This window comes from Pseudomonas sp. JQ170C, assembly GCF_035581345.1.
Classification (GTDB): Bacteria; Pseudomonadota; Gammaproteobacteria; order Pseudomonadales; family Pseudomonadaceae; genus Aquipseudomonas.
In genome coordinates this window covers 3382189-3401597 of the sequence record NZ_CP141608.1, presented here as the reverse complement: position 1 = coordinate 3401597, position 19409 = coordinate 3382189, and the positions used below count along the sequence as shown (strand labels likewise).

Here is a 19409-nt window from a genome sequence, read left to right as displayed (position 1 = left end):
TTGAAGCCCGGTGCTGGCGGGAGCGGCATCGCCACCCGATGCGGGTGGCGATGAGGGAGGGCGGCGTTGTTCTACTGAAACCATCAAGAAAACCATGCCCCGCAGCGCAGGAGCTCGCCCATGGCCATACAGTTCAAGATCAACGAGCACGTGGCGGTCATCACGCTTGATGGGCAAATGCCGGACAACACCCTGAGCGTCAGTGACCTGATGCACTTGCGCAAGACCCTTAGCGCTTGCCAGGACGACGAGCAGGTGCGGGTGATCGTGCTCACCGGAGCCGTTGACCGGGCTTTTTGCTGCGGTATTGGCCAAGTGGAATCACTGCGGGCGCTGCCAGGCGTCGTGGCCGGCGCGCTCAAAAGCCGCGAGACCGAAGCCGAGGAGGGCGGCCATGCACGGCTGCTGGACCTGAGCGACCTTGAAATCTGGAAGCCGCTCATCGCTGCCATCAACGGTGCCTGCCTGGGGGGCGGGCTGGAGCTGGCGCTGCAGTGTGACCTGCGCCTTGGTGCCGAACACGCAAGCTTTGGCTTGCCCCAGGTGTGCGAGGCCACCATTGCGCCGGCCGGCGGTGTGCAGTACCTGTTGCGGGCCATTCCCGCCGCCCATGCCATGAAGATGGCGCTGACCGGTGCGCCGGTCAGCGCCGCGCAGGCGTTGCTAATCGGCCTGATCAGCGACCTTGCACCGCGCGAACAACTGATGCCGATGGCCCTGGGCCTGGCCGAGCGCATCGCCGCCAATGGTCCGCTGGCGGTGCAGTCGGTCAAGCGCCTGGCGCTGCACAGTGCCCACCTGAACCCCCGGGACTTCGCCGCCCAGGCCCACCTGCATTGGGGATTGCTGCGCGACAGCCTCGACCAGGCTGAAAGCCGCCTGGCAAAAGCCGAGCAGCGCGCCCCGCGCTACACCGGGAACTGATCCCGCATCCCTTCGTTACCGCCGTTCAACCCTGACAACAATAATTCCCAGGAGAGCTTCATGTACCTCACCCAAGGGCTGCACCGCATGCTGCAGCAAAACCCCGACGCCCTGGCCACCGTGTTTCGCGACCGCCGCCACACCTACGCCCAATTGGCCGCGCGGGTGGCGCGCCTGGCGGGCGCCTTGCAGCAACTGGGCATGCACACCGGCGAGCGTGTCGGGATGCTGGGCCTGAACAGCGACCGTTTTCTGGAGTACTACCTGGCCACCTGGTGGGGGGGAGGTGTGGTCAACCCGGTGAACATCCGCTGGAGCGTGGCCGAGATCGTCTACTCCCTGGACGACTGCGACACCCGCATCCTGCTGATCGATGACACCTTCCTGCCGATGGCCGAGGCCATCGCCGCCAGCGCCAAGGTGCGCCCGTTGCTGATCCATGTCGGCGATGGCCCGGCGCCTGACGGTATGCTCGGCTACGAGCAACTGATTCAAGCGGCCACGCCGGTGGACGATGCCTTTCGTGGCGGTGAGGACCTGGCCAGCATCCTCTATACCGGCGGCACCACGGGCCGGCCCAAGGGCGTGATGCAGTCGCACATGAACCTGTGGTCGGCGGCGGTGGCGCGTGCCGCCGATGTGCCGGTGCCGGCCGATGCCCTGAGCCTGCATATCGCACCGATGTTCCACCTGGCGGCGCTGTCACGGGTGATCCTGATCGGGCTGGTCGGCCTGCCGAGCTACTTCGTACCCGCCTTCGATGCCGTGGATGTGATGCGCACCATTGCCCGCGAGCGCATCACCGACATCCTCATCGTGCCGACCATGCTGCAAGCCTTGATCATGCACCCCGAGTTTTCCCGGCATGACCTAAGTTGCCTGCGCGACCTGACCTACGGCGCCTCACCCATCGCCGTGCCATTGCTGGAACTTGCCCTCAAGGCCCTGCCGCAGGTCAGGTTCACCCAGGGCTATGGCATGACCGAAGCCGCACCGCCGATCTCGGCCAACGGCCCGGAAAACCACGGCCCCGAAGGCGTCGCCAACGGTCGACTGCGTTCGGCCGGACGGCCAGGGCTGGGGGTGACCGTGCGCATTGTCGACGAGCACGACAACGAGGTGCCGTGCGGCACGGTGGGCGAGGTGGTGGTGCGTGGGCCGAACATCATGCTCGGCTACTGGAACAAACCTGAGGAAACCGCCCAGGCACTGCGCGGCGGCTGGATGCACACTGGCGACGGCGCCTACATGGACAAGGACGGCTTCATCTACATCGTCGACCGCTTCAAGGACATGATTGTCAGCGGTGGCGAGAACGTCTATTCCGGCGAAGTGGAAAGCGCCATCGCCAGCCACCCGGCGGTCGCTGCCTGCGCGGTGATCGGCATTCCCTGTGCCCAGTGGGGCGAGGCGGTGCATGCGGTGATCGTGCTCAAGGCCGACGCCTTGGCCCGCGACGCCGACATCATCGAGCATTGCCGCCGCCAGATCGCCGGCTACAAGACCCCGAAAACCGTCGAGTTCCGCGCCACCTTGCCGCTCTCCGGTGCCGGCAAAGTGCTCAAGCGCGACCTGCGCGAGCCGTTCTGGGGCGGCAAGGACCGCGGGGTGAGCTGACGCCATGTACATGACCCAATGCCTGCACCGCACCCTGCAGCAAAACCCCGAACACCTGGCCACCTGTTTTGCTCAAAGGTGTCAGACCTACCGACAGTTCGTCGAGCGCGTCGCCCGCCTGGCCGGCGCCCTGCAACGCCTGGGGATGGCCCCGGGGGACCGGGTCGGCATGCTGGCGCACAACAGCGACCGCTACCTTGAGTACCTGTTCGCCGTGTGGTGGGGCGGCGGGGTGCTCAACCCGGTGAACAGTCGCTGGAGCGTGGCCGAGATCGTTTATTCCCTGGACGACTGCGGCACCGGCATCCTGATCGTCGACGAGCACTTTGCCGGCCTGGCCGAAGGCATCTGCGACCTGGCCCGCACGCCACCGCTGTTTATCCATGCCGGCGACGGCGAGGCGCCGGTGGGCATGTATGGCTTTGAGCAGCTGATTGCCGACACGGCGCCGGTGGAGGATGCCGGGCGCGGTGGCGACGACCTGGCCTGCATCCTCTACACCGGCGGCACCACCGGCTTTCCCAAGGGCGTCATGCAGTCGCACCTGAACCTATGGTCGGCCTGCATGCCACGAATGGTGGACATGCCGCCGATTGCTGGCGGGCGGCTCTTGCACGTAGCGCCGCTGTTCCATGTGGCCGGCATGGCGCGGGCATTGATCCAGTTCATGGCCGGAGAAAGCCATGTGCTGGTGGCAAGCTTCGACGCCGCACAGACCTTGCAGGTGATCGAGCGCGAGCGGGTCACGGAAACGCTGCTGGTACCGAGCATGATCCTTGCGCTGCTGGCCCATAGCGACTTCGACCGCCATGACCTCAGCTCCCTTAGGCGCCTGACCTATGGCGCGTCGCCAAGTGCCGGCGAAATGGTCGAGCAGTTGCTGGCGCGGCTGCCGGACATCGAACTCTCGCACTCCTATGGCTTGACCGAGGCGTGCCCGGTGGTGTCGAGCAACCTGCCGTGCAACCACAGCCCCCAGGCGCGGGCCAGTGGCCTGGCGCGCTCGGTGGGGCGTGGCGGGCTGGGCGTGCAGGTGAAGATTGTCGACCCTGACGGCGTGGAGGTACCCCGCGGCACCGTGGGCGAAATCATCGTGCGCGGGCCGAACATCATGCAGGGCTACTGGAACAAACCCGAGGAAACCGCCAGGGCCTTGCGCGATGGCTGGCTGTACACCGGCGACGGCGCCTACATGGACGAGCAGGGGTATCTGTTCATCGTCGACCGGCTCAAGGACATGATCGTCAGCGGCGGCGAGAACATCTATCCGGCCGAAGTCGAGAACGCCCTGGCCAGGCACCCGGCAGTGGCCCAGTGCGCGGTGATCGGCATTCCCCATCCGCAGTGGGGCGAGGCGGTGCATGCGGTGGTGGTCCGCAGCCCCGGCGCCCAGGTGGACGAGGCGCAATTGCGTGGGCATTGCCGCCAGTTCATCGCCGGCTACAAGTGCCCCAAATCGATTGAATTCCGCCCGCAACTGCCGCTGTCGGCGGCCGGCAAAGTCCTCAAGCGGGTGCTGCGCGCGCCTTATGTGGCGGGCCTCGCAGCGCCTGCGAGCTGACGCTGGCGGCGCTACCCGATCCGGGTGGCTTAAACACCCACCCTGCTCACTACATTGGGGTTACGAAGCAGGCGTACCTGGCCTGGCAACCCACTGGAGATTCCGATGCACATCAACCGTACCGTCTACCGTGAAGACCATGAAATGCTGCGCGAAACCGCACGGCGTTTCTTCGAGCGTGAATGCCTGCCCAAGCAGGCGCAGTGGGACGAAGCCGGGCAGGTGGATCGCGAAACCTGGCTCAAGGCTGGTCGCCATAATCTGCTGTGCCTCACCGTTCCGGCCGAATATGGCGGCGGTGGCGGCGACTTCGGTCACTCGGCGGTGCTGATCGAAGAGCTGTACCGCGCCGGTGTCTCGGGCTGGAGCCTGGGGGTGCACTCGGACATCGTCGCGCCCTACATCGTGCGCCTGGGCACCGAAGCACAAAAGCAGCAATGGCTGCCGAAGATCTGCACCGGCGAAACCGTGCTGGCCGTGGCCATGACCGAGCCTGGCACCGGCTCCGACCTCAAGGCCATCCGCACCACCGCGGTGCGCGACGGTGACGAGTGGGTGATCAACGGCAGCAAGACCTTCATCAGCAATGGCCTGTCGTGCGACATGGTCGTGGTGGTGTGCAAGACCGACCCCGGCGCAGGTGCCAAGGGGTGCAGCCTGATCATGGTCGAGTGCGACCGCCCGGGCTTTCGCCGTGGCCGCAAGCTGGAGAAGGTCGGCCAGTCGGCGGCAGACACCGCCGAGCTGTTCTTCGACGAGGTGCGGGTGCCGGTGGGCAATCTGCTGGGCGAAGAGAACAAGGGCTTCATGCACTTGATGGAGGAGCTGCCCCAGGAGCGCCTGGTGATCGCCCTGTACAGCGCCGCCAAGCTCGAGCGCATGCTTGAGCAGACCATCGAGTACGTCAAAGACCGCAAGGCCTTCAACCAGACCGTCTGGGACTTCCAGAACACCAAATTCAAGCTCGCCGACATCAAGGCCCAGGCCACGGCGGTGCGCCTGACCATCGACCACTACATCGGCGAACACATGCGCCGCCGCCTGACGGTGCAGGAGTCGGCCATCGCCAAGCTGCTGGCCACCGAGACCCTGTGCAAGTGCCTGGACGACATGGTCCAGCTGCACGGCGGCTACGGCTACATGCTTGAGTACCCGATTGCCCGGGCCTTCGTCGACATGCGTGTGACGCGCATTTTCGGCGGTACCAGTGAAGTGCTGCGCGAACTGATCGCCCGCCAGCTTTGATCCCTTGGTTTTAATTTCAGGTGAACCCATGAGCGAGAACGTAATGGTGGCTGGCGTCGGGATGATTCCCTTCAGCAAGCCCGGAACCAGCCCGACCTATGTACAGATGGGCGCCGAAGCGGTACGCCGCGCCCTGGCCGACGCCGGCATTGGCTATGAGCTGGTGCAGGAGGCCTACGCCGGGTATGTCTACGGCGACTCCACCTGCGGCCAGACCGTGCTGTATGAAGTGGGCATGACGGGCATCCCGGTGATCAACGTCAACAACAACTGCTCCACCGGCTCTACCGCCTTGTACCTGGCGCGCAAGGCCATCGAGTCGGGCGCCGCCGATTGCGTGCTGGCGGTGGGCTTCGAGCAGATGCAGGCAGGCCCCTTGAAGTCCCATTGGGATGACCGTCCGGTGACCCGTGAGCGCTTCCTGCCGATCCTGCACGGGCTCACCGCCGATGTCGGCAGCGAAATGGCCCAGGCGCTGCGCACCTTCGGCGGTGCCGGGCGCGAGTACATGCAAAAGTACGGCACGCGCATGGAGACCTTCGCCGCGGTGCGCGCCAAGGCCAGCCGCCATGCGGCGAATAACCCGCTGGCACTGTTTCGCAAGGTGCTTACCACCGAAGACGTCATGGCCGATCCGGTGCTCTGGCCTGGGGTGATGACCCGCCTGATGGCGTGCCCGCCGACTTGCGGCGGTGCGGCGGCGATCCTGGTGTCCGAGCGCTTTGCCCGCAAGCACGGGCTGCGCCGTGACGTGCAGATCGTGGCCCAGGCCATGACCACCGACACGCCTGAATCCTTCAATTTCGACAAACCGTCGATGCTCGACTGGGTCGGCACCCACATGACCCGGGCGGCGGCACACCAGGTGTACGAGAAGGCCGGCGTTGGCCCGCAGGACATCCAGCTGTGCGAGCTGCATGACTGCTTCGCCCAGAACGAGGTGATTAGCTACGAGTCGCTGGGCTTTTGCCCGGAAGGCGGCGCCGAGCAGTTCGTCAAGGACGGCGACAACACCTACGGCGGGCAAATCGTCATCAACCCGTCCGGTGGCCTGCTTTCAAAAGGGCATCCGCTGGGGGCCACCGGCCTCGCCCAGTGCTACGAGCTGACCCAGCAACTGCGCGGCAACGCCGATCAGCGTCAGGTCAAAGGCGCGCGCCTGGCCATGGCCCACAACCTGGGGCTGGGCGGCGCCTGCGTGGTGACGCTGTATGCCAGTGCCAGCCGGTAACCGGTAACGCCTCAATTCTCCGGGTGCAGGGACACACCCGATTGCCAGCACGGATGCACCACTCAATCCCTAACCGGAGAAACCGCATGACAAGAACAACAATGCGCGGCGTCTTCCAGCCAAGTCTGCTGGCCGTAGCTGTAATGTTTGCCACTTGCGCGGGCCCTCAAGCCCAGGCGGTGGAGTTCAACATCGGGGAGATCCAGGGCAGTTTCGATTCGGCGCTGTCCATCGGTGCCAGCTGGTCGACCACCGACCCGGAGGCGAAATTCATCTCCAACTTCAATTCCCAGGGCAAGTCCGGTGAGTCGTCGTCGCGCACCACCGACGACAACCGCCTGAACTTCAAGAGGGGCGAGACCTTCTCGAAGATCTTCAAGGGCGTGCACGATCTGGAGCTCAAATACGGTGACAGTGGCGCCTTCGTGCGCGGCAAATACTGGTACGACTTCGAGCTGATGGACGAGCGCCGGCCGTTCTACGACATCGACGACAGCGGACGCGACCGTGCGGCCAAGTCGTCCGGGGCGATGTTCCTCGACAGCTTCGTGTACCACAACTATTCCATCGGCGATCAGGTCGGCAACGTGCGCCTGGGCAAGCAGGTGGTGAGCTGGGGTGAAAGCACCTTCATCGGCAACTCGATCAACAGCATCAACCCCATCGACGTGGCCGCGCTGCGCCGGCCGGGGGCGGAGGTGAAGGAGGGCCTGATTCCGGTCAACCTGCTCTATGTCTCCCAGGGGCTGGCCGAGAACATCACCGCCGAAGCGTTCCTGCAGCTCGAATGGGAGAAATCGGTGGTCGACAACTGCGGCACCTTCTTTGGCAACGACGGTGTGCCACAGGGCTGCAACGACCGCCTGGTGATCGCCGGCCTCGACCTGCCGCCGGGCGCTGCGCAGAACACCGGGGGCCTGGCCGCCATCGCCGCCGGCCTTGACGATGCCTACATCCCGCGGCTCAAGGACAAGGATGCCCGCGACAGCGGCCAGTACGGCCTGGCCTTGCGCTGGTTCGTGCCCGAGTTCAACGACACCGAGTTCGGTGCCTACGCCATGAACTACCACAGCCGTAACCCGTACCTGAGCATCAACCAGATGAGCAACGCCGCAGGGGGCGTGGCGTCGGCGCGCAGTGCCCGTTACTTCATCGACTACCCCGAAGACATCCGCCTCTACGGCCTGAGCTTCCAGACCAACGTCGGCGGTGTGTCGCTGGGCGGTGAAGTCAGCTACCGGCCGAACATGCCGCTGCAGCTGAACACCGCGGACCTGTTGTCATCGGCAACCTTCGGTGCTACCTCGCCCTTGATCACCACCGGTTTTGCCGGCCGTACCCTGGGCGCCGAAGTCAACGGCTACAAGCGCATGCCGGTCACCCAGGCGCAAGTTACCGCCACCCAGTTCTTCGACCAGGTGCTGGGAGCCAGCCGCCTGACCGTGGTGGGCGAGGTGGGTTACAACCACATCAATGGCCTGGGCAAGGCCGACGGCAGCGACCTGCGTTTTGGTCGCAGCCCGGCGTTTGGTTCCGGTGAACTGCCGGGGGCTGTGGGCCTGGCTACCTGCCAGGGCAGCGCGGCGGGTACGCCAACGGCCAGCAACCCGGCCCAGGAGTGCAACGACGACGGCTTCTACACCAGCAACAGCTGGGGTTATCGCGTACGCGGCAAGCTCGATTACCAGAACGTGATCGCCGGCATCAACCTCTCGCCCAACCTGGCCTGGTCCCACGACGTGCAGGGTTATGGCCCGAACTTCGATGAAGGCTCCAAGGCGGTCAGCGTGGGCGTGGATGCCGAGTACCAGAACACCTACACCGCAAGCCTCAGTTACACCAACTTTTTTGGTGGCGACTTCAACACCAACATCGACCGCGACTTCCTCGCCCTGAGCCTGGGCGTGAGTTTCTGATGCAACCCTGCCAGAGGAACCTGAACATGAACGCACGTCTGATTCTGCGCGTTGGCGCATTGAGCCTGTCGCTGCTGGCAAGCAGTGTGATGGCCGCTGTTTCGCCCCAGGAAGCCGCGCAACTGGGCACCACCCTGACACCGCTGGGCGCCCAGAAGGAGGGCAACGCCGATGGCAGCATCCCGGCCTGGACCGGCGGCCTCAAGCCGGGTGCCGCACCCTTGGACAACGGCTTTCTGGGTGATCCATTCGCCGGTGACAAACCGCTGATGGTGATTACGGCCGCCACTGCCGAGCAGTACAAGGACAAACTTACCCCCGGCCAGCTGGCGATGTTCAAGCGCTACCCGGACAGCTACAGGATTCCGGTGTACAAGACCCAACGCAGCGCGGCCTCGCCGCAGAACATCTACGACATTGCCAAGAAAAGCGCCGTCACCACCGAGCTTACGCCCGATGGCAACGGCCTGGTGAACTTCGCGCAGAACCGTTATTACCCGTTCCCGATCCCCAAGAGCGGGGTAGAGGTGTACTGGAACCACAACAACCGCTACCGCGGCGGCAACATGAGTCGCGAGGCGGCGCAAGCAGCGCCGCAAACCAACGGCTCGTACTCAATCGTCGAGTACGACGACACCCTGGCGTTTCCACAGCTGATGAGCGACATCAAGCCGGGGCAGGGCGACAACGTCCTCTACTACTACAAGCAGGAAATCACCGCACCGTCGCGCATGGCTGGCAGCGTGGTGCTGATCCACGAAACCATCGACCAGGTCAAGGAACCGCGCCTGGCCTGGGTCTACAACGCCGGCCAGCGCCGTGTTCGGCGTGCGCCGCAGGTGGCCTACGACGGCCCGGGCAACGGCTCGGACGGCATGCGCACCGCCGACAACACCGACATGATGAACGGCGCCCCGGACCGCTACGACTGGAAGTTGATCGGCAAGAAAGAGATCTACATCCCCTACAACAACTACCGGCTGCAGTCGCCCAAGCTCAAGTACGAGCAGATCATCAAACCGGGGCACATCGACCAGGACCTGACGCGCTATGAACTGCACCGGGTATGGCATGTACAGGCCACCCTCAAGCCTGGACAGCGGCACATCTACGCCAAGCGCGACATGTACTTCGACGAAGACACCTGGCAACTGGCCGAGGTCGACCACTACGACGGCCGTGGCCAGTTGTGGCGGGTGGCGGAGGGGTACGCAATGAACGACTACGAACGCGGTTCGCCCAACTTCGCCATGCTCGGCATCTACGACCTGATTGCCGGTCGCTACAACGTCCTGGCCATGACCAACCAGTCCCGACATGCCACCACCTACGGCATCAGCGCCAAGCTCAACGACTTCACCCCGTCGGCGCTGCGTAATGCCGGTGTGCGTTAACTGCTGAACGCCTGAGCGATCAAGGCACATACCGGTAGCCGCCACCTGATCCGGGTGGCGGCACCCGCGCCCCGATGATCAACCATGCAGCCATTCGCACTCTGACAATAACCAGCGAGGCAGTGATGAGCGCCATCGAGCATTCAACCAGCACCGATATCCGTTTGATCCTTGAAAAGCAGCGAGCCGCCTTCCTGGCCAGTGAACCCTACAGCGCCGAACAACGCTGCGAGCTGATCGACCGCGCGATCGGTCTGCTGGCCAACCACGAACAGGACATCATCGACGCCCTGGCCGCCGATTTCGGCCACCGCAGCCCGAGCTTTTCCAAGGGCAGCGAGGTACTTTCACCCCTGGCCACACTCACCCAGACCAAGGCCGAACTGGCCCGCTGGATGCAACCCGAAGCACGCCAGGCCAAGGCTGGCCAGGCCTGGGTGCACTACCAGCCACTGGGCGTGGTGGGTATCGTCACCGCCTGGAATGTCCCGGGCTACATGGTCTTCAGCGGCCTGGCGGGGGCGCTCGCCGCCGGTAACCGGGTGATGATCAAACCTTCCGAATACACCCCGCATACCTCGGCCCTGATCGCCCGGCTGATCCGCTCGGTCTATGGTGAAGATGAGGTCGCCGTGGTCGTCGGTGGCGCCGACGTTGGCCAGGCCTTCTGCAGCCAGCCGTTCGATCATTTGCTGTTCACCGGTGCCAGCAGCATCGGCAAGCATGTACTGCGCGCGGCCGCCGAAAACCTGGTGCCGGTGACCCTGGAGCTGGGTGGCAAATCGCCGGCCATCCTCTCGCGCTCAGCCGACTTCAACGAGGCGGTGGCCAAGGTGGTCATCGGCAAATTGCTCAATGCCGGCCAGCTGTGTGTGGCGCCCGACTATGTGTTCGTACCGCACGAGTCGGTGGACGCCTTCATTGCCGTGGCCAAGGCGGTGGTCGCGAAATTTTTCCCGACCCTCAAGGACAACCCCGAGTACACCTCGATCATCAACACCCGCCATGTCGAGCGCCTGCAGGGCTACCTGAGCGAAGCACGCGAGGCAGGCGTCGAGCTGATCGAACTCAACGCCACGGCCGAGGACCTGAGCCAGGCGCCGCTGAACAAGATCGCGCCGACCTTGCTGCGCGATCCGGGCAACGATCTGCAGGTGATGCAGGACGAGATTTTCGGCCCGTTGCTGCCGATCAAGCCCTACCACAGCATCACCGAGGTCATCGCCTTCATCAACGCCCGCCCACGTCCCCTGGCGCTCTATTACTTCGGCCATGACGCCGAAGAGGAAGCCCGGGTGCTCACCCGTACCTGCTCCGGCGGCGTGACCCTCAATGGCGTGCTCAGCCATGCCAGCACCGAGGGCCTGCCGTTCGGCGGTGTTGGCCAGAGCGGTATGGGGGCCTATCACGGTATCGACGGCTTCCGCACCTTCAGCCATGCCAAGGCGGTGCTGCGTAGCGCGCCGACGGCGGCCTGAACCTTCACCTTCCAATCAAGAGAACTGCCATGAAAGCTGCCGTATTCCATCAGGTTGGCGCCCCGCTGGTTATCGAAGAAGTGGGCATCAGCAAACCGGGCCCCCGTGAGGTGCTGATCCGCACCCGGGCCGTGGGCGTGTGTCATTCAGACCTGCATGTGATTGATGGGTCATTTCCGTTCCCGGGGCCGCTGGTGCTGGGGCATGAAGCGGCCGGGGTGGTCGAGCAGGTCGGCAGTGAGGTGCGTTCGGTCAAGCCCGGCGACCACGTGGTGACGTGCCTCACGGTGTTCTGCGGCCACTGCGAGCACTGTGTCACCGGCCACCTGGCCCGCTGTGTTTCCCCGGAAACCAAACGCGGCGCAGACGAAGAGTCGCGCCTGACCTACGTGCAAAAGCCGATCCCGCAATTCGTCAACCTGTCCGGCTTTGCCGAGCAGATGCTGGTGCATGAGAACGCCTGCGTGGCGATCCGGCGTGACATGCCGCTGGACCGCGCTGCGTTGCTCGGCTGCGCGGTCACCACCGGCACGGGCGCAGTGTTCAACACCGCCAAGGTACGCCCGGGTGAAACCGTGGCCGTGATCGGCTGTGGCGGCATTGGCCTTGCGGCCATCAATGGCGCTGCGCTGGCGGGGGCAGGGCGGATCATTGCCATCGACATGCTCGACTCCAAGCTGGAGCTGGCCCGCCAGTTCGGCGCCACCGATGTGATCAACGCCAAGGACGGCAATGCCGCCAAGCAGGTGCTGGAACTGACCCGTGGCGGTGTACACCACGCCTTCGAGTGCATCGGCCTCAAACAAACTGTCGAGCAGGCCTTCGCCATGCTGGCCCGCGGCGGTACCGCCACGGTGATCGGCATGCTCAAGCCGGGCCTGAAAATCGAAGTGGACCCGCTGCAACTGCTGCACGAGCGGCGTCTGCAGGGCTCGCTGATGGGCTCCAACCGCTTCCCGGTGGACATGCCACGTCTGGTGGACTTCTACATGGCCGGCAAGCTCAAGCTCGACCAGATGATTTCCCAGCGCATCCGCCTGGACCAGATCAACGAGGCCTTCGACGAACTGCGCCGTGGCGAGCTGGCCCGCTCGGTAATTCTGTTCGACGCGTAAGGCGCGGGCATGAACCTGCTGCCCTCGGGCAGCTAACCGGCTGATGGAGTGCAATGATGGACATTGAATACACAGCGCCCGAGCAGGCTTTTCGTGAGCAGGTGCGGGGCTTTCTGCGTGACCGGCTGCCCGCCGAGCTGTCGGACCGGATCAATCAGGGCAAGCGCCTGAGCAAGGCGCATCAGGTGCAGTGGATGCAGATCCTCAACCAGCAGGGCTGGTTGGCACCGGGCTGGCCGGTGGAGGTGGGCGGCACCGGCTGGAGCGCCGTGCAAAAGCACATTTTCGATGAAGAGTGTTTTGCTGCCGGGGCACCGAAAGTGGTGTCGTTCGGGCTGAAAATGGTCGCCCCGGTGATCATCAAGTTCGGTACCGCCGAGCAGAAGGCGCGCTTCTTGCCGCGCATCCTGAGCTGCGAAGACTGGTGGTGCCAGGGCTACTCGGAACCGGATGCTGGCTCGGACCTGTCGTCGTTGAAAACCCGGGCAACCCGTGACGGCGATGTCTACCGGGTCAACGGCCAGAAAACCTGGATCACCCTGGCCCACTACGCCGACTGGATGTTCTGTCTGGTGCGCACCGACCCCGAGGCGCGCCAGCAGCGGGGTATTTCGTTCCTGCTGATCGACATGAAAACTCCGGGCATCACCGTGCGGCCGATCATCACCCTTGATGGCGAGCATGAGGTCAACGAAGTGTTTTTCGACGATGTGCGCGTGCCGGTGGCCAACCTGGTCGGGCAGGAGAACGACGGCTGGACCTGCGCCAAGTACCTGCTGACCCACGAGCGCACCAGTATCGGAGGCATTGCCCAGAACAAGGCGCTGCTTGGCCGCCTCAAGCACATCGCCACTCACGAGCTGCGCGACGGCCGCCCGTTGATCGAGGAGCCGTTGTTCCGTGCCCAGGTCGCCGAAGTCGAGATGCAGTTGATCGCCGCCGAAATGACCAACCTGCGCACCCTGGCCGCCGCGCAGGATGGCGCTGCACCGGGGGCGCAAAGCTCGTTTCTGAAAATCAAGGGCACGGAAATCCGCCAGGCCATCACCTACCTGATGAGCAAGGCGGTGGGCCCTTATGCCATGCCGTTCATCGAGGACGAGCTGGGCTATGGCGATGAGCCGTTGCTGTACACCGCGTACAGCAGTGCAGCCACCTATCAGTACCTGGATGCGCGCAAGGCTTCGATCTACGGCGGCGCCAACGAAATCCAGAAAAACATCATCGCGAAAATGATCCTCGAACTCTAAGGCGCCTTGCTCATGGATTTCAAACTGACTCAAGAGCAGCTGATGCTGCAGGACACCGCCGCGCGCCTGGTGCGGGACACCTATGGTTTTGCACAGCGCGAACAGGCTCGCGACAGTGCGTGCGGCTTCAGCACGGCGTTCATGCAGCAGTTGGGCGAGCTTGGCCTGTGCGCCGTCCCCTTCGCCGAAGCCTATGGCGGCTTCGGCGGCAGCGGTGTCGATACCCACGTGATCATGACCGAGCTGGGGCGGGGGCTTTGTCTCGAGCCTTTCATGCACTCGGTGGTTTACGCCGGTGGCCTGGTGGCCCAACTGGGAACCGAGGCGCAGAAGCAGGCGTTGTTGCCACAAGTGGGTAGCGCCCGCCTGCAGTTGGCCGTTGCCCTTGAGGAGCCCCAGAGCCACTACCAACTGCACGATGTGCACACCGTGGCAACGCCGGTTGAAGGCGGCTGGACGCTCGACGGGCGCAAGTCGGTGGTGGTGGGCGGGCAGAGTGCGGGGCTGATCGTGGTGTCGGCGCGCAGTCGCGAGGGGATCAGCCTGTTCCTGCTTGATCCGCACGCTCCGGGTGTTGGCCGGCGGTCGTTTGCAACCTTTGATGGGCGCATGGCGTGTGAGCTTTATCTGCAGGAGGCGTTTGTCGAGGCGGGCGCGCTGCTGGGTGAGCCGGGTGGTGCGCTGGCGGCACTGCGTTACCAGCAGGGGCGGGCGATTGCGGCGCAGTGTGCCGAAGCGGTGGGGAGCATGGAGGCGGCCTGTGCGTTGACCCTGGACTACCTGAAGACGCGCCGGCAGTTCGGTCAGCCGATCGGCACGTTTCAGGTGTTGCAGCATCGAATGGTGGATATGCATATCGAGCTGGACCAGGCCACTTCAATGGCGTTGCTTGCTGCGTGCGTGGCCGACCAACCTGAGAGCGACGCGCGCAGCCGTACGCTGGCGGCGGCCAAGTTCATCGTCAGTCGGGCCAGCCGTTTTGTGGCGGACCAGGGTATCCAGCTGCATGGCGGTATCGGGCTTACCTGGGAGTACATGCTGTCGCATCATGCCAAGCACTTGTTGATGGTGGCGCGGCAGTTTGGTGATGATGATCACCATCTGCAGACGTTTGCCAAACTGATGTAGTCCGCGCCGCGACCGGCCTTATCGCGGGGCAAGCCCGTTACTTCCAAGGAACCAGTCCAGCACCGCCTGCCGGGCCGGGTGGCGGGCGCTGGAGGGCTGCATCCACAAGGCATACACACCGCCAGTCCTGATGGCCGGGCCAAAGGGGATGGTCAGGTCTCCGCGGTCTATCAGTTCCTGCGCCAGTGCCAGGTCGGTCATGGCAATGCCCAGGCCTCGGGTCGCCGCGTCCAGGGCCAGTTCGTCGAGGTTGAAGGTGACGTGTTTGCGATGCCCCGACAGCGCCTGGCCGTTGGCTTTCAGCCAGCACGACCATTCCACATGATCGGTCGAGCCGTGAATCAGCGGGTAGTGAGCCAGCGACTCAAGCCCTTCGGGCGCAGGCTTGCCATCCACCACGCCCGGTGCGCAGACCGGTACCAGGACTTCTTCAAACAGGGTGTGCTGGGCCGGATCCGCCGGGGGTGCAGGCAGGTAGACAACGCAGGCATCACAATCACCCGCAGGGTCCACCTGCGCGGTGGCCACGGTTTCGATCGACAGGGTCAGGTCGGGATAACGCTGGTAGAAGTCGGTCAGGCGCGGCAGCAGCCAACGCACGGCCAGCGAGACATGAATGCGGATGCGCAGGGGTGTATCCCGTGGGGCGAGGCGCAGTTCAAGGGCCTGAAGCTCGCTGAGCATCCGCCGGGCCGACTCCAGTACTTCCCTGCCTTCGGCAGTCAAGGCCACATGGCGACTGTTGCGCACCAGCAGCGCCACGCCATAGTGACTCTCCAGTTGCTGGATCTTGCGGCTCACCGCGCTCTGGGTCAGGCACAAGCGGGTAGCCGCTTCGGTGAAGTTGCCCGTGTCTGCCACTTCGACCAGCGCCTGCAGGGCATGCATCGACGGTGCCCTGAAGAATTTATTCATGCGAAAACGGCATGGATGAATGCGTTAATAGCGTTGGATTGCGCATCGTTAACCTCTTATTTTCGTGCTCAGGCGATCAGCTGAACGGCATGCAAGCATGCTAATAGTTCATGGCGCCGGCCTACAACAAGCACGAGCGGCATGAGGTGAACACATGACAGAAAATCGCTGTGGCTGGATCGTCCAGGCGGGGGAATCGGCCCCCCGTGCCAGCTTGCGTGGCGTAGAGCAGGCCGACTGGCTGATCATCGGCGGTGGCTTCACCGGCCTTTCGGCGGCTCATCACCTGGCCCGGATGCACCCGCAGGCGCGTATCGTGCTGGTCGATCGCCAGCGCGCCGCCCAAGGCGCGTCGGCACGCAATTCAGGGTTCGTGGTGGCCCACGAAAACCCCGGCGGCGAAGAACTGCTCGGGCGCACGCTCAACGCCTATTACCAGCAGAGCACCGAAATCAGCCGTGCGGCCAACCAGGAGGTGCGTCAGCGCATCGACAGCCTGGGCATCGACTGTGACTGGCGCGAAGACGGTTACTTCTTTGCCGTACACGACCCGGCGAAGCTCGAAGAAGCCCGCCAGCGGGTCGAGACCCTGCAGGCGGTGGGCGCTCGCGCCGAGTTCCTGGAGGGCAGGGCGCTGGCCAGTCGCCTGGGCACGGATTTCTACCAGGCCGGCATTCTCTGCGCTGGCGGCAATGCGCTGTTGCAGCCTGCCAAGTACGCCAAGGGCTTGTTCGATAGCCTGCCGGACAGTGTCGCGGTGTTCGAGCACACCGACATCACTGGGCTTGAGCGTATGGCCAACGGCAATGTGCGCGCCTTGGCGCGCAATGGCAGTGTCGAGGCCGCCCAGGTGCTGGTGTGCGTAGGGGCCTTCATGCCGCGGGTCGGCCTGGTGGATCGCTCGGTGTTCGCGCTGGAGCTCAGCGCCTCGCTGACCCGGCCATTGACCGATGACGAGTACCGGCAGATGGGCAGCCCGGCACCCTGGGGCGTGTTGTCGACCCGGCCGGCCGGGGCCACGCTGCGCCTGACCAATGACCGGCGCCTGCTGATTCGCAACACCGTTGAGTACCGCCACCAGGACCTGGTCGGCAGCGCCCTGCAAGCGCGCCGGGACATCCATGTGCGCGGCCTGCAACGGCGTTTCCCGTGGATCACCGAGCAGCACCTGCAGTTCACCTGGACCGGGCACCTGAGTGCCACCCGCTCGGGTGAACCGCGCTTTGCCCGGGTCGACCGCGGCATTCATGCCGTGGCGGGCTGCAACGGCTCGGGTGTGGCGCGCGGCACCTTGTGGGGCCGCCTGTTGGCGGAAATGGCCTCGGGCAGTCAGTCGTCCTTGCTCAGCAGTGTGCTGGAGCAGGCTGCGCCTGGCTGGCTGCCGCCCAGCCCGTTTTTCGATATCGGTGCTTCGGTGCGGCTGCGCTACGAGGCCTGCCGCGCGAAATCAGAATCCTGAGCTCACTAACAAGAACGAGAATGCCATGATCCCTTTCAAACACCTTGCCGTTGCCCTGTGTACCGCGTGCAGCGCGGTTGCCGTCGCGGACGATACCGTGCGCATCTCCAACTGGAGCAACTACATTGCCGCCGACACCCTGAGCAACTTCACCGCCCAGACCGGCATCCGCACCACCTACGATCTGATCGACAGCAATGAAATGCTCGAGGCCAAGCTCATCACGGGCAGCAGCGGCTATGACGTGGTCAGCCCTTCCAACCACTTCCTGGCGCAACTGATCAAGGCGGGTGCCCTGCAGAAGCTGGACAAGAGCAAGCTGCCCAACTGGAACAACCTCGATCCGCAGTTGCTGAACATGCTCCAGGTCAACGACCCCGGCAACGAGTACGGCTTTCCGTACATGTGGGTAACGGTCGGCATCGGCTACAACGTCGACAAGATCAAGGCGATCTTCGGCAGTACCGACGTGACTCACAGCTGGGACCTGCTGTTCGATCCGAAGAACATGGAGAAGCTCAGCCAGTGCGGGGTCGCGTTCATCGACAACTCGACCCAGATGCTGCCCATTACCCTCAACTACCTGGGCCTCAAGCACGACAGCGAGCACCTGGCCGACTACAAGCAGGCCGAGGCGGCGCTGCTGAAGGTCAAGCCGTACGTGCAGTACTTTCACCAGTCCAAGTACGTCAGTGACCTTTCCAACGGCAACATTTGCGTGGCCATCGGCTTCAGCGGCGACATCGCCCAGGCCGCGACCATCGCCCGCGAAGCGAACAACGGCGTGAACATCGGCTACTCGATTCCCAAGGAAGGTTCGACCCTGGCCGTGGACATGGTGGTGATGCCCCGCAACGCGCCCAACCAGGACAACGGCTACGCCTACATGAACTACCTGCTTGAGCCGAAGGTGATTGCCGACATCAGCAACGCCATCCATTACCCCAATGGCAACAGTGCGGCGCTGCCGCTGGTGGACCAGCAATTGCGCGATGACCCGGCCATGTACCCGGCGCCGGAGGTGATGTCCACCTTGTTCCCGCTCAAGGCCATGCCACCGAAAGTGATGCGTCAGGTCACCCGGTTGTGGACCAAGGTGACCAGCGGGCTGTGAGGCCGGTGCGTCATCCTTGTGGGTGACAGACCAGGGCGGCGCCGTTGATTTCGGCGCCGTCCGAGGTTTCCTTGCCATCGGCAACCGCCAGGCTGTCCGCACCCAGCACCGCCGCTCGATTGAACGCCATGCGCAAGGTCTCGTCGGGATCGGCGCCTTGTACGGTGAACATCGAGACCAGGTCACAGTGTTGCGATGAGGCGGCTGTCACCAGGTCGACCTTCGCCCCCGCGTCGGTCAGTTGCGTGGAGCACCCGGCAACGAACACCGAGGCAATGCAGGTGGTGAAGGTCAATAACGCCTTAGGCATGGTCAGCATCCTGTTGATTGCCGCCGAGCAAGGTGTGTTTGAGCACGGTGCCGGTGGTGGCTTCGTAGTGTTCGGTCAGTAGCGCACAGGCTTTTTCAGTGTCTTTGGCCAGGGCCGCGTCAAGCAACGCCTTGTGTTCACCGGCCACGTCGCGATGGACACTGCCAGCATAGTGCATGGCCAGCACACGGTAGCGGGCCGTCTGATCACGCAGCAGTTGGGCGAAGCGCAACAGCCAGGGCGAGTCGCAGTTGGCCAGCAGCGCCATGTGGAAGGTTTCGTGAGCCTGCTCCCAGTCGCCTCGCAGCAAACGTTCGGGGCCTTCGACGATCGGCAGCCGATGCAGCCGATGCAGCCGGTGATGGGCGGCGATCAGGCGGCTTTCCCACTCGACATCACCGTTGCGAATCGACAGCTCCAGCGCCTTGCACTCGATGTGCAGGCGCGTGCGGGTAATGTCGCGAATCTCGTCGGCAGAGATGCGTCCGACACTGAATCCCTTCTGATCTTCTGAACTCACGAACCCCGTGGCGGCGAGCCTGGAAAGCGCCTCGCGCAGCGGAATCACGCCTGCGTCATAGGATTCGGCCAACTCCTTGAGCCGCAGTTTGCTGCCCGGCACCAGCTTGCCGTTGATGATGTCCTGGCGTACGCGCCACTCCAGCTGTGAGGCCATGGTGCGCTTTTCTGTCAGCTCGGCGATGTCGCCAGGGCGGGGTGCTTGATTCATGGGCGGGGTCCGGGCGTGGAAC

At 64.2% G+C, this 19409-nt stretch carries 16 protein-coding genes; 13 read left to right on the top strand and 3 right to left on the bottom strand.

Annotated elements, in window-relative coordinates; all coding sequences use genetic code 11:
* Positions 1–120: 120 nt before the first annotated feature.
* The 11 genes from U9R80_RS15250 to U9R80_RS15200 all read left to right on the top strand — a co-directional run bounded on the left by U9R80_RS15250 (position 121) and on the right by U9R80_RS15200 (position 14859).
* Positions 121–924 (top strand): enoyl-CoA hydratase/isomerase family protein, encoded by an 804-nt coding sequence (locus U9R80_RS15250; protein ID WP_301842448.1) that lies wholly within the window; start codon positions 121–123, stop codon positions 922–924.
* Between the two features lie 60 nt (positions 925–984).
* Entirely contained in the window at positions 985–2541 is a 1557-nt protein-coding gene (locus U9R80_RS15245) for an acyl-CoA synthetase (RefSeq protein ID WP_301842449.1), read from the top strand.
* Positions 2542–2545: 4 nt separating this feature from the next.
* Entirely contained in the window at positions 2546–4102 is a 1557-nt protein-coding gene (locus tag U9R80_RS15240) for an acyl-CoA synthetase (RefSeq protein ID WP_301842450.1), read from the top strand.
* A 105-nt stretch (positions 4103–4207) separates the two neighbouring features.
* Positions 4208–5347, top strand: coding sequence for an acyl-CoA dehydrogenase family protein (locus U9R80_RS15235; RefSeq protein WP_301842451.1), 1140 nt, complete (start codon positions 4208–4210; stop codon positions 5345–5347).
* 28 nt (positions 5348–5375) lie between these two features.
* Positions 5376–6578 carry a lipid-transfer protein gene (locus U9R80_RS15230; RefSeq protein ID WP_301842453.1) on the top strand — a complete coding sequence of 401 codons (1203 nt, stop codon included), beginning with the start codon at positions 5376–5378 and terminating at the stop codon, positions 6576–6578.
* A gap of 86 nt (positions 6579–6664) precedes the next feature.
* The gene (locus U9R80_RS15225) at positions 6665–8494 is read left to right on the top strand and encodes a DUF1302 domain-containing protein (protein WP_301842454.1); all 1830 of its coding nucleotides are present in this window, start codon (positions 6665–6667) and stop codon (positions 8492–8494) included.
* A 26-nt stretch (positions 8495–8520) separates the two neighbouring features.
* A complete protein-coding gene (locus U9R80_RS15220) occupies positions 8521–9888 on the top strand; it encodes a DUF1329 domain-containing protein (RefSeq protein ID WP_301842455.1) in 1368 nt (455 codons plus the stop codon).
* Between the two features lie 125 nt (positions 9889–10013).
* Positions 10014–11366, top strand: a complete 1353-nt coding sequence (locus tag U9R80_RS15215; protein WP_324803122.1) for a coniferyl aldehyde dehydrogenase — start codon at positions 10014–10016, stop codon at positions 11364–11366.
* Between the two features lie 29 nt (positions 11367–11395).
* Positions 11396–12481, top strand: coding sequence for a Zn-dependent alcohol dehydrogenase (locus U9R80_RS15210; RefSeq protein WP_301842457.1), 1086 nt, complete (start codon positions 11396–11398; stop codon positions 12479–12481).
* Between the two features lie 56 nt (positions 12482–12537).
* Positions 12538–13731, top strand: a complete 1194-nt coding sequence (locus U9R80_RS15205) for an acyl-CoA dehydrogenase family protein (protein ID WP_301842458.1) — start codon at positions 12538–12540, stop codon at positions 13729–13731.
* 12 nt (positions 13732–13743) lie between these two features.
* Positions 13744–14859 (top strand): acyl-CoA dehydrogenase family protein, encoded by a 1116-nt coding sequence (locus tag U9R80_RS15200; protein ID WP_301842459.1) that lies wholly within the window; start codon positions 13744–13746, stop codon positions 14857–14859.
* Positions 14860–14877: 18 nt separating this feature from the next.
* Here the strand turns inward: U9R80_RS15200 and U9R80_RS15195 are convergent, their stop codons facing one another.
* Complete coding sequence (locus U9R80_RS15195; protein ID WP_301842460.1) at positions 14878–15774, bottom strand: LysR family transcriptional regulator; 897 nt, start codon at positions 15772–15774, stop codon at positions 14878–14880.
* A 154-nt stretch (positions 15775–15928) separates the two neighbouring features.
* On the opposite strand from U9R80_RS15195, the gene U9R80_RS15190 reads away from it, so the two are divergent.
* Together U9R80_RS15190 and U9R80_RS15185 are read left to right on the top strand one after the other, a co-directional pair.
* Positions 15929–17233, top strand: a complete 1305-nt coding sequence (locus U9R80_RS15190; RefSeq protein WP_301842461.1) for an NAD(P)/FAD-dependent oxidoreductase — start codon at positions 15929–15931, stop codon at positions 17231–17233.
* Between the two features lie 25 nt (positions 17234–17258).
* On the top strand, positions 17259–18347 hold the full coding sequence (locus tag U9R80_RS15185; protein WP_301842462.1) for a polyamine ABC transporter substrate-binding protein: 1089 nt from the start codon (positions 17259–17261) through the stop codon (positions 18345–18347).
* A 10-nt stretch (positions 18348–18357) separates the two neighbouring features.
* Here U9R80_RS15185 and U9R80_RS15180 read toward each other — a convergent pair whose 3' ends face one another.
* Both U9R80_RS15180 and U9R80_RS15175 read right to left on the bottom strand, forming a co-directional pair.
* Entirely contained in the window at positions 18358–18657 is a 300-nt protein-coding gene (locus U9R80_RS15180) for a hypothetical protein (protein WP_301842463.1), read from the bottom strand.
* On the bottom strand, positions 18650–19387 hold the full coding sequence (locus U9R80_RS15175; protein ID WP_301842464.1) for a GntR family transcriptional regulator: 738 nt from the start codon (positions 19385–19387) through the stop codon (positions 18650–18652). The genes U9R80_RS15180 and U9R80_RS15175 overlap by 8 nt, the downstream gene beginning before the upstream one ends.
* Between the last annotated feature and the right edge of the window lie 22 nt (positions 19388–19409).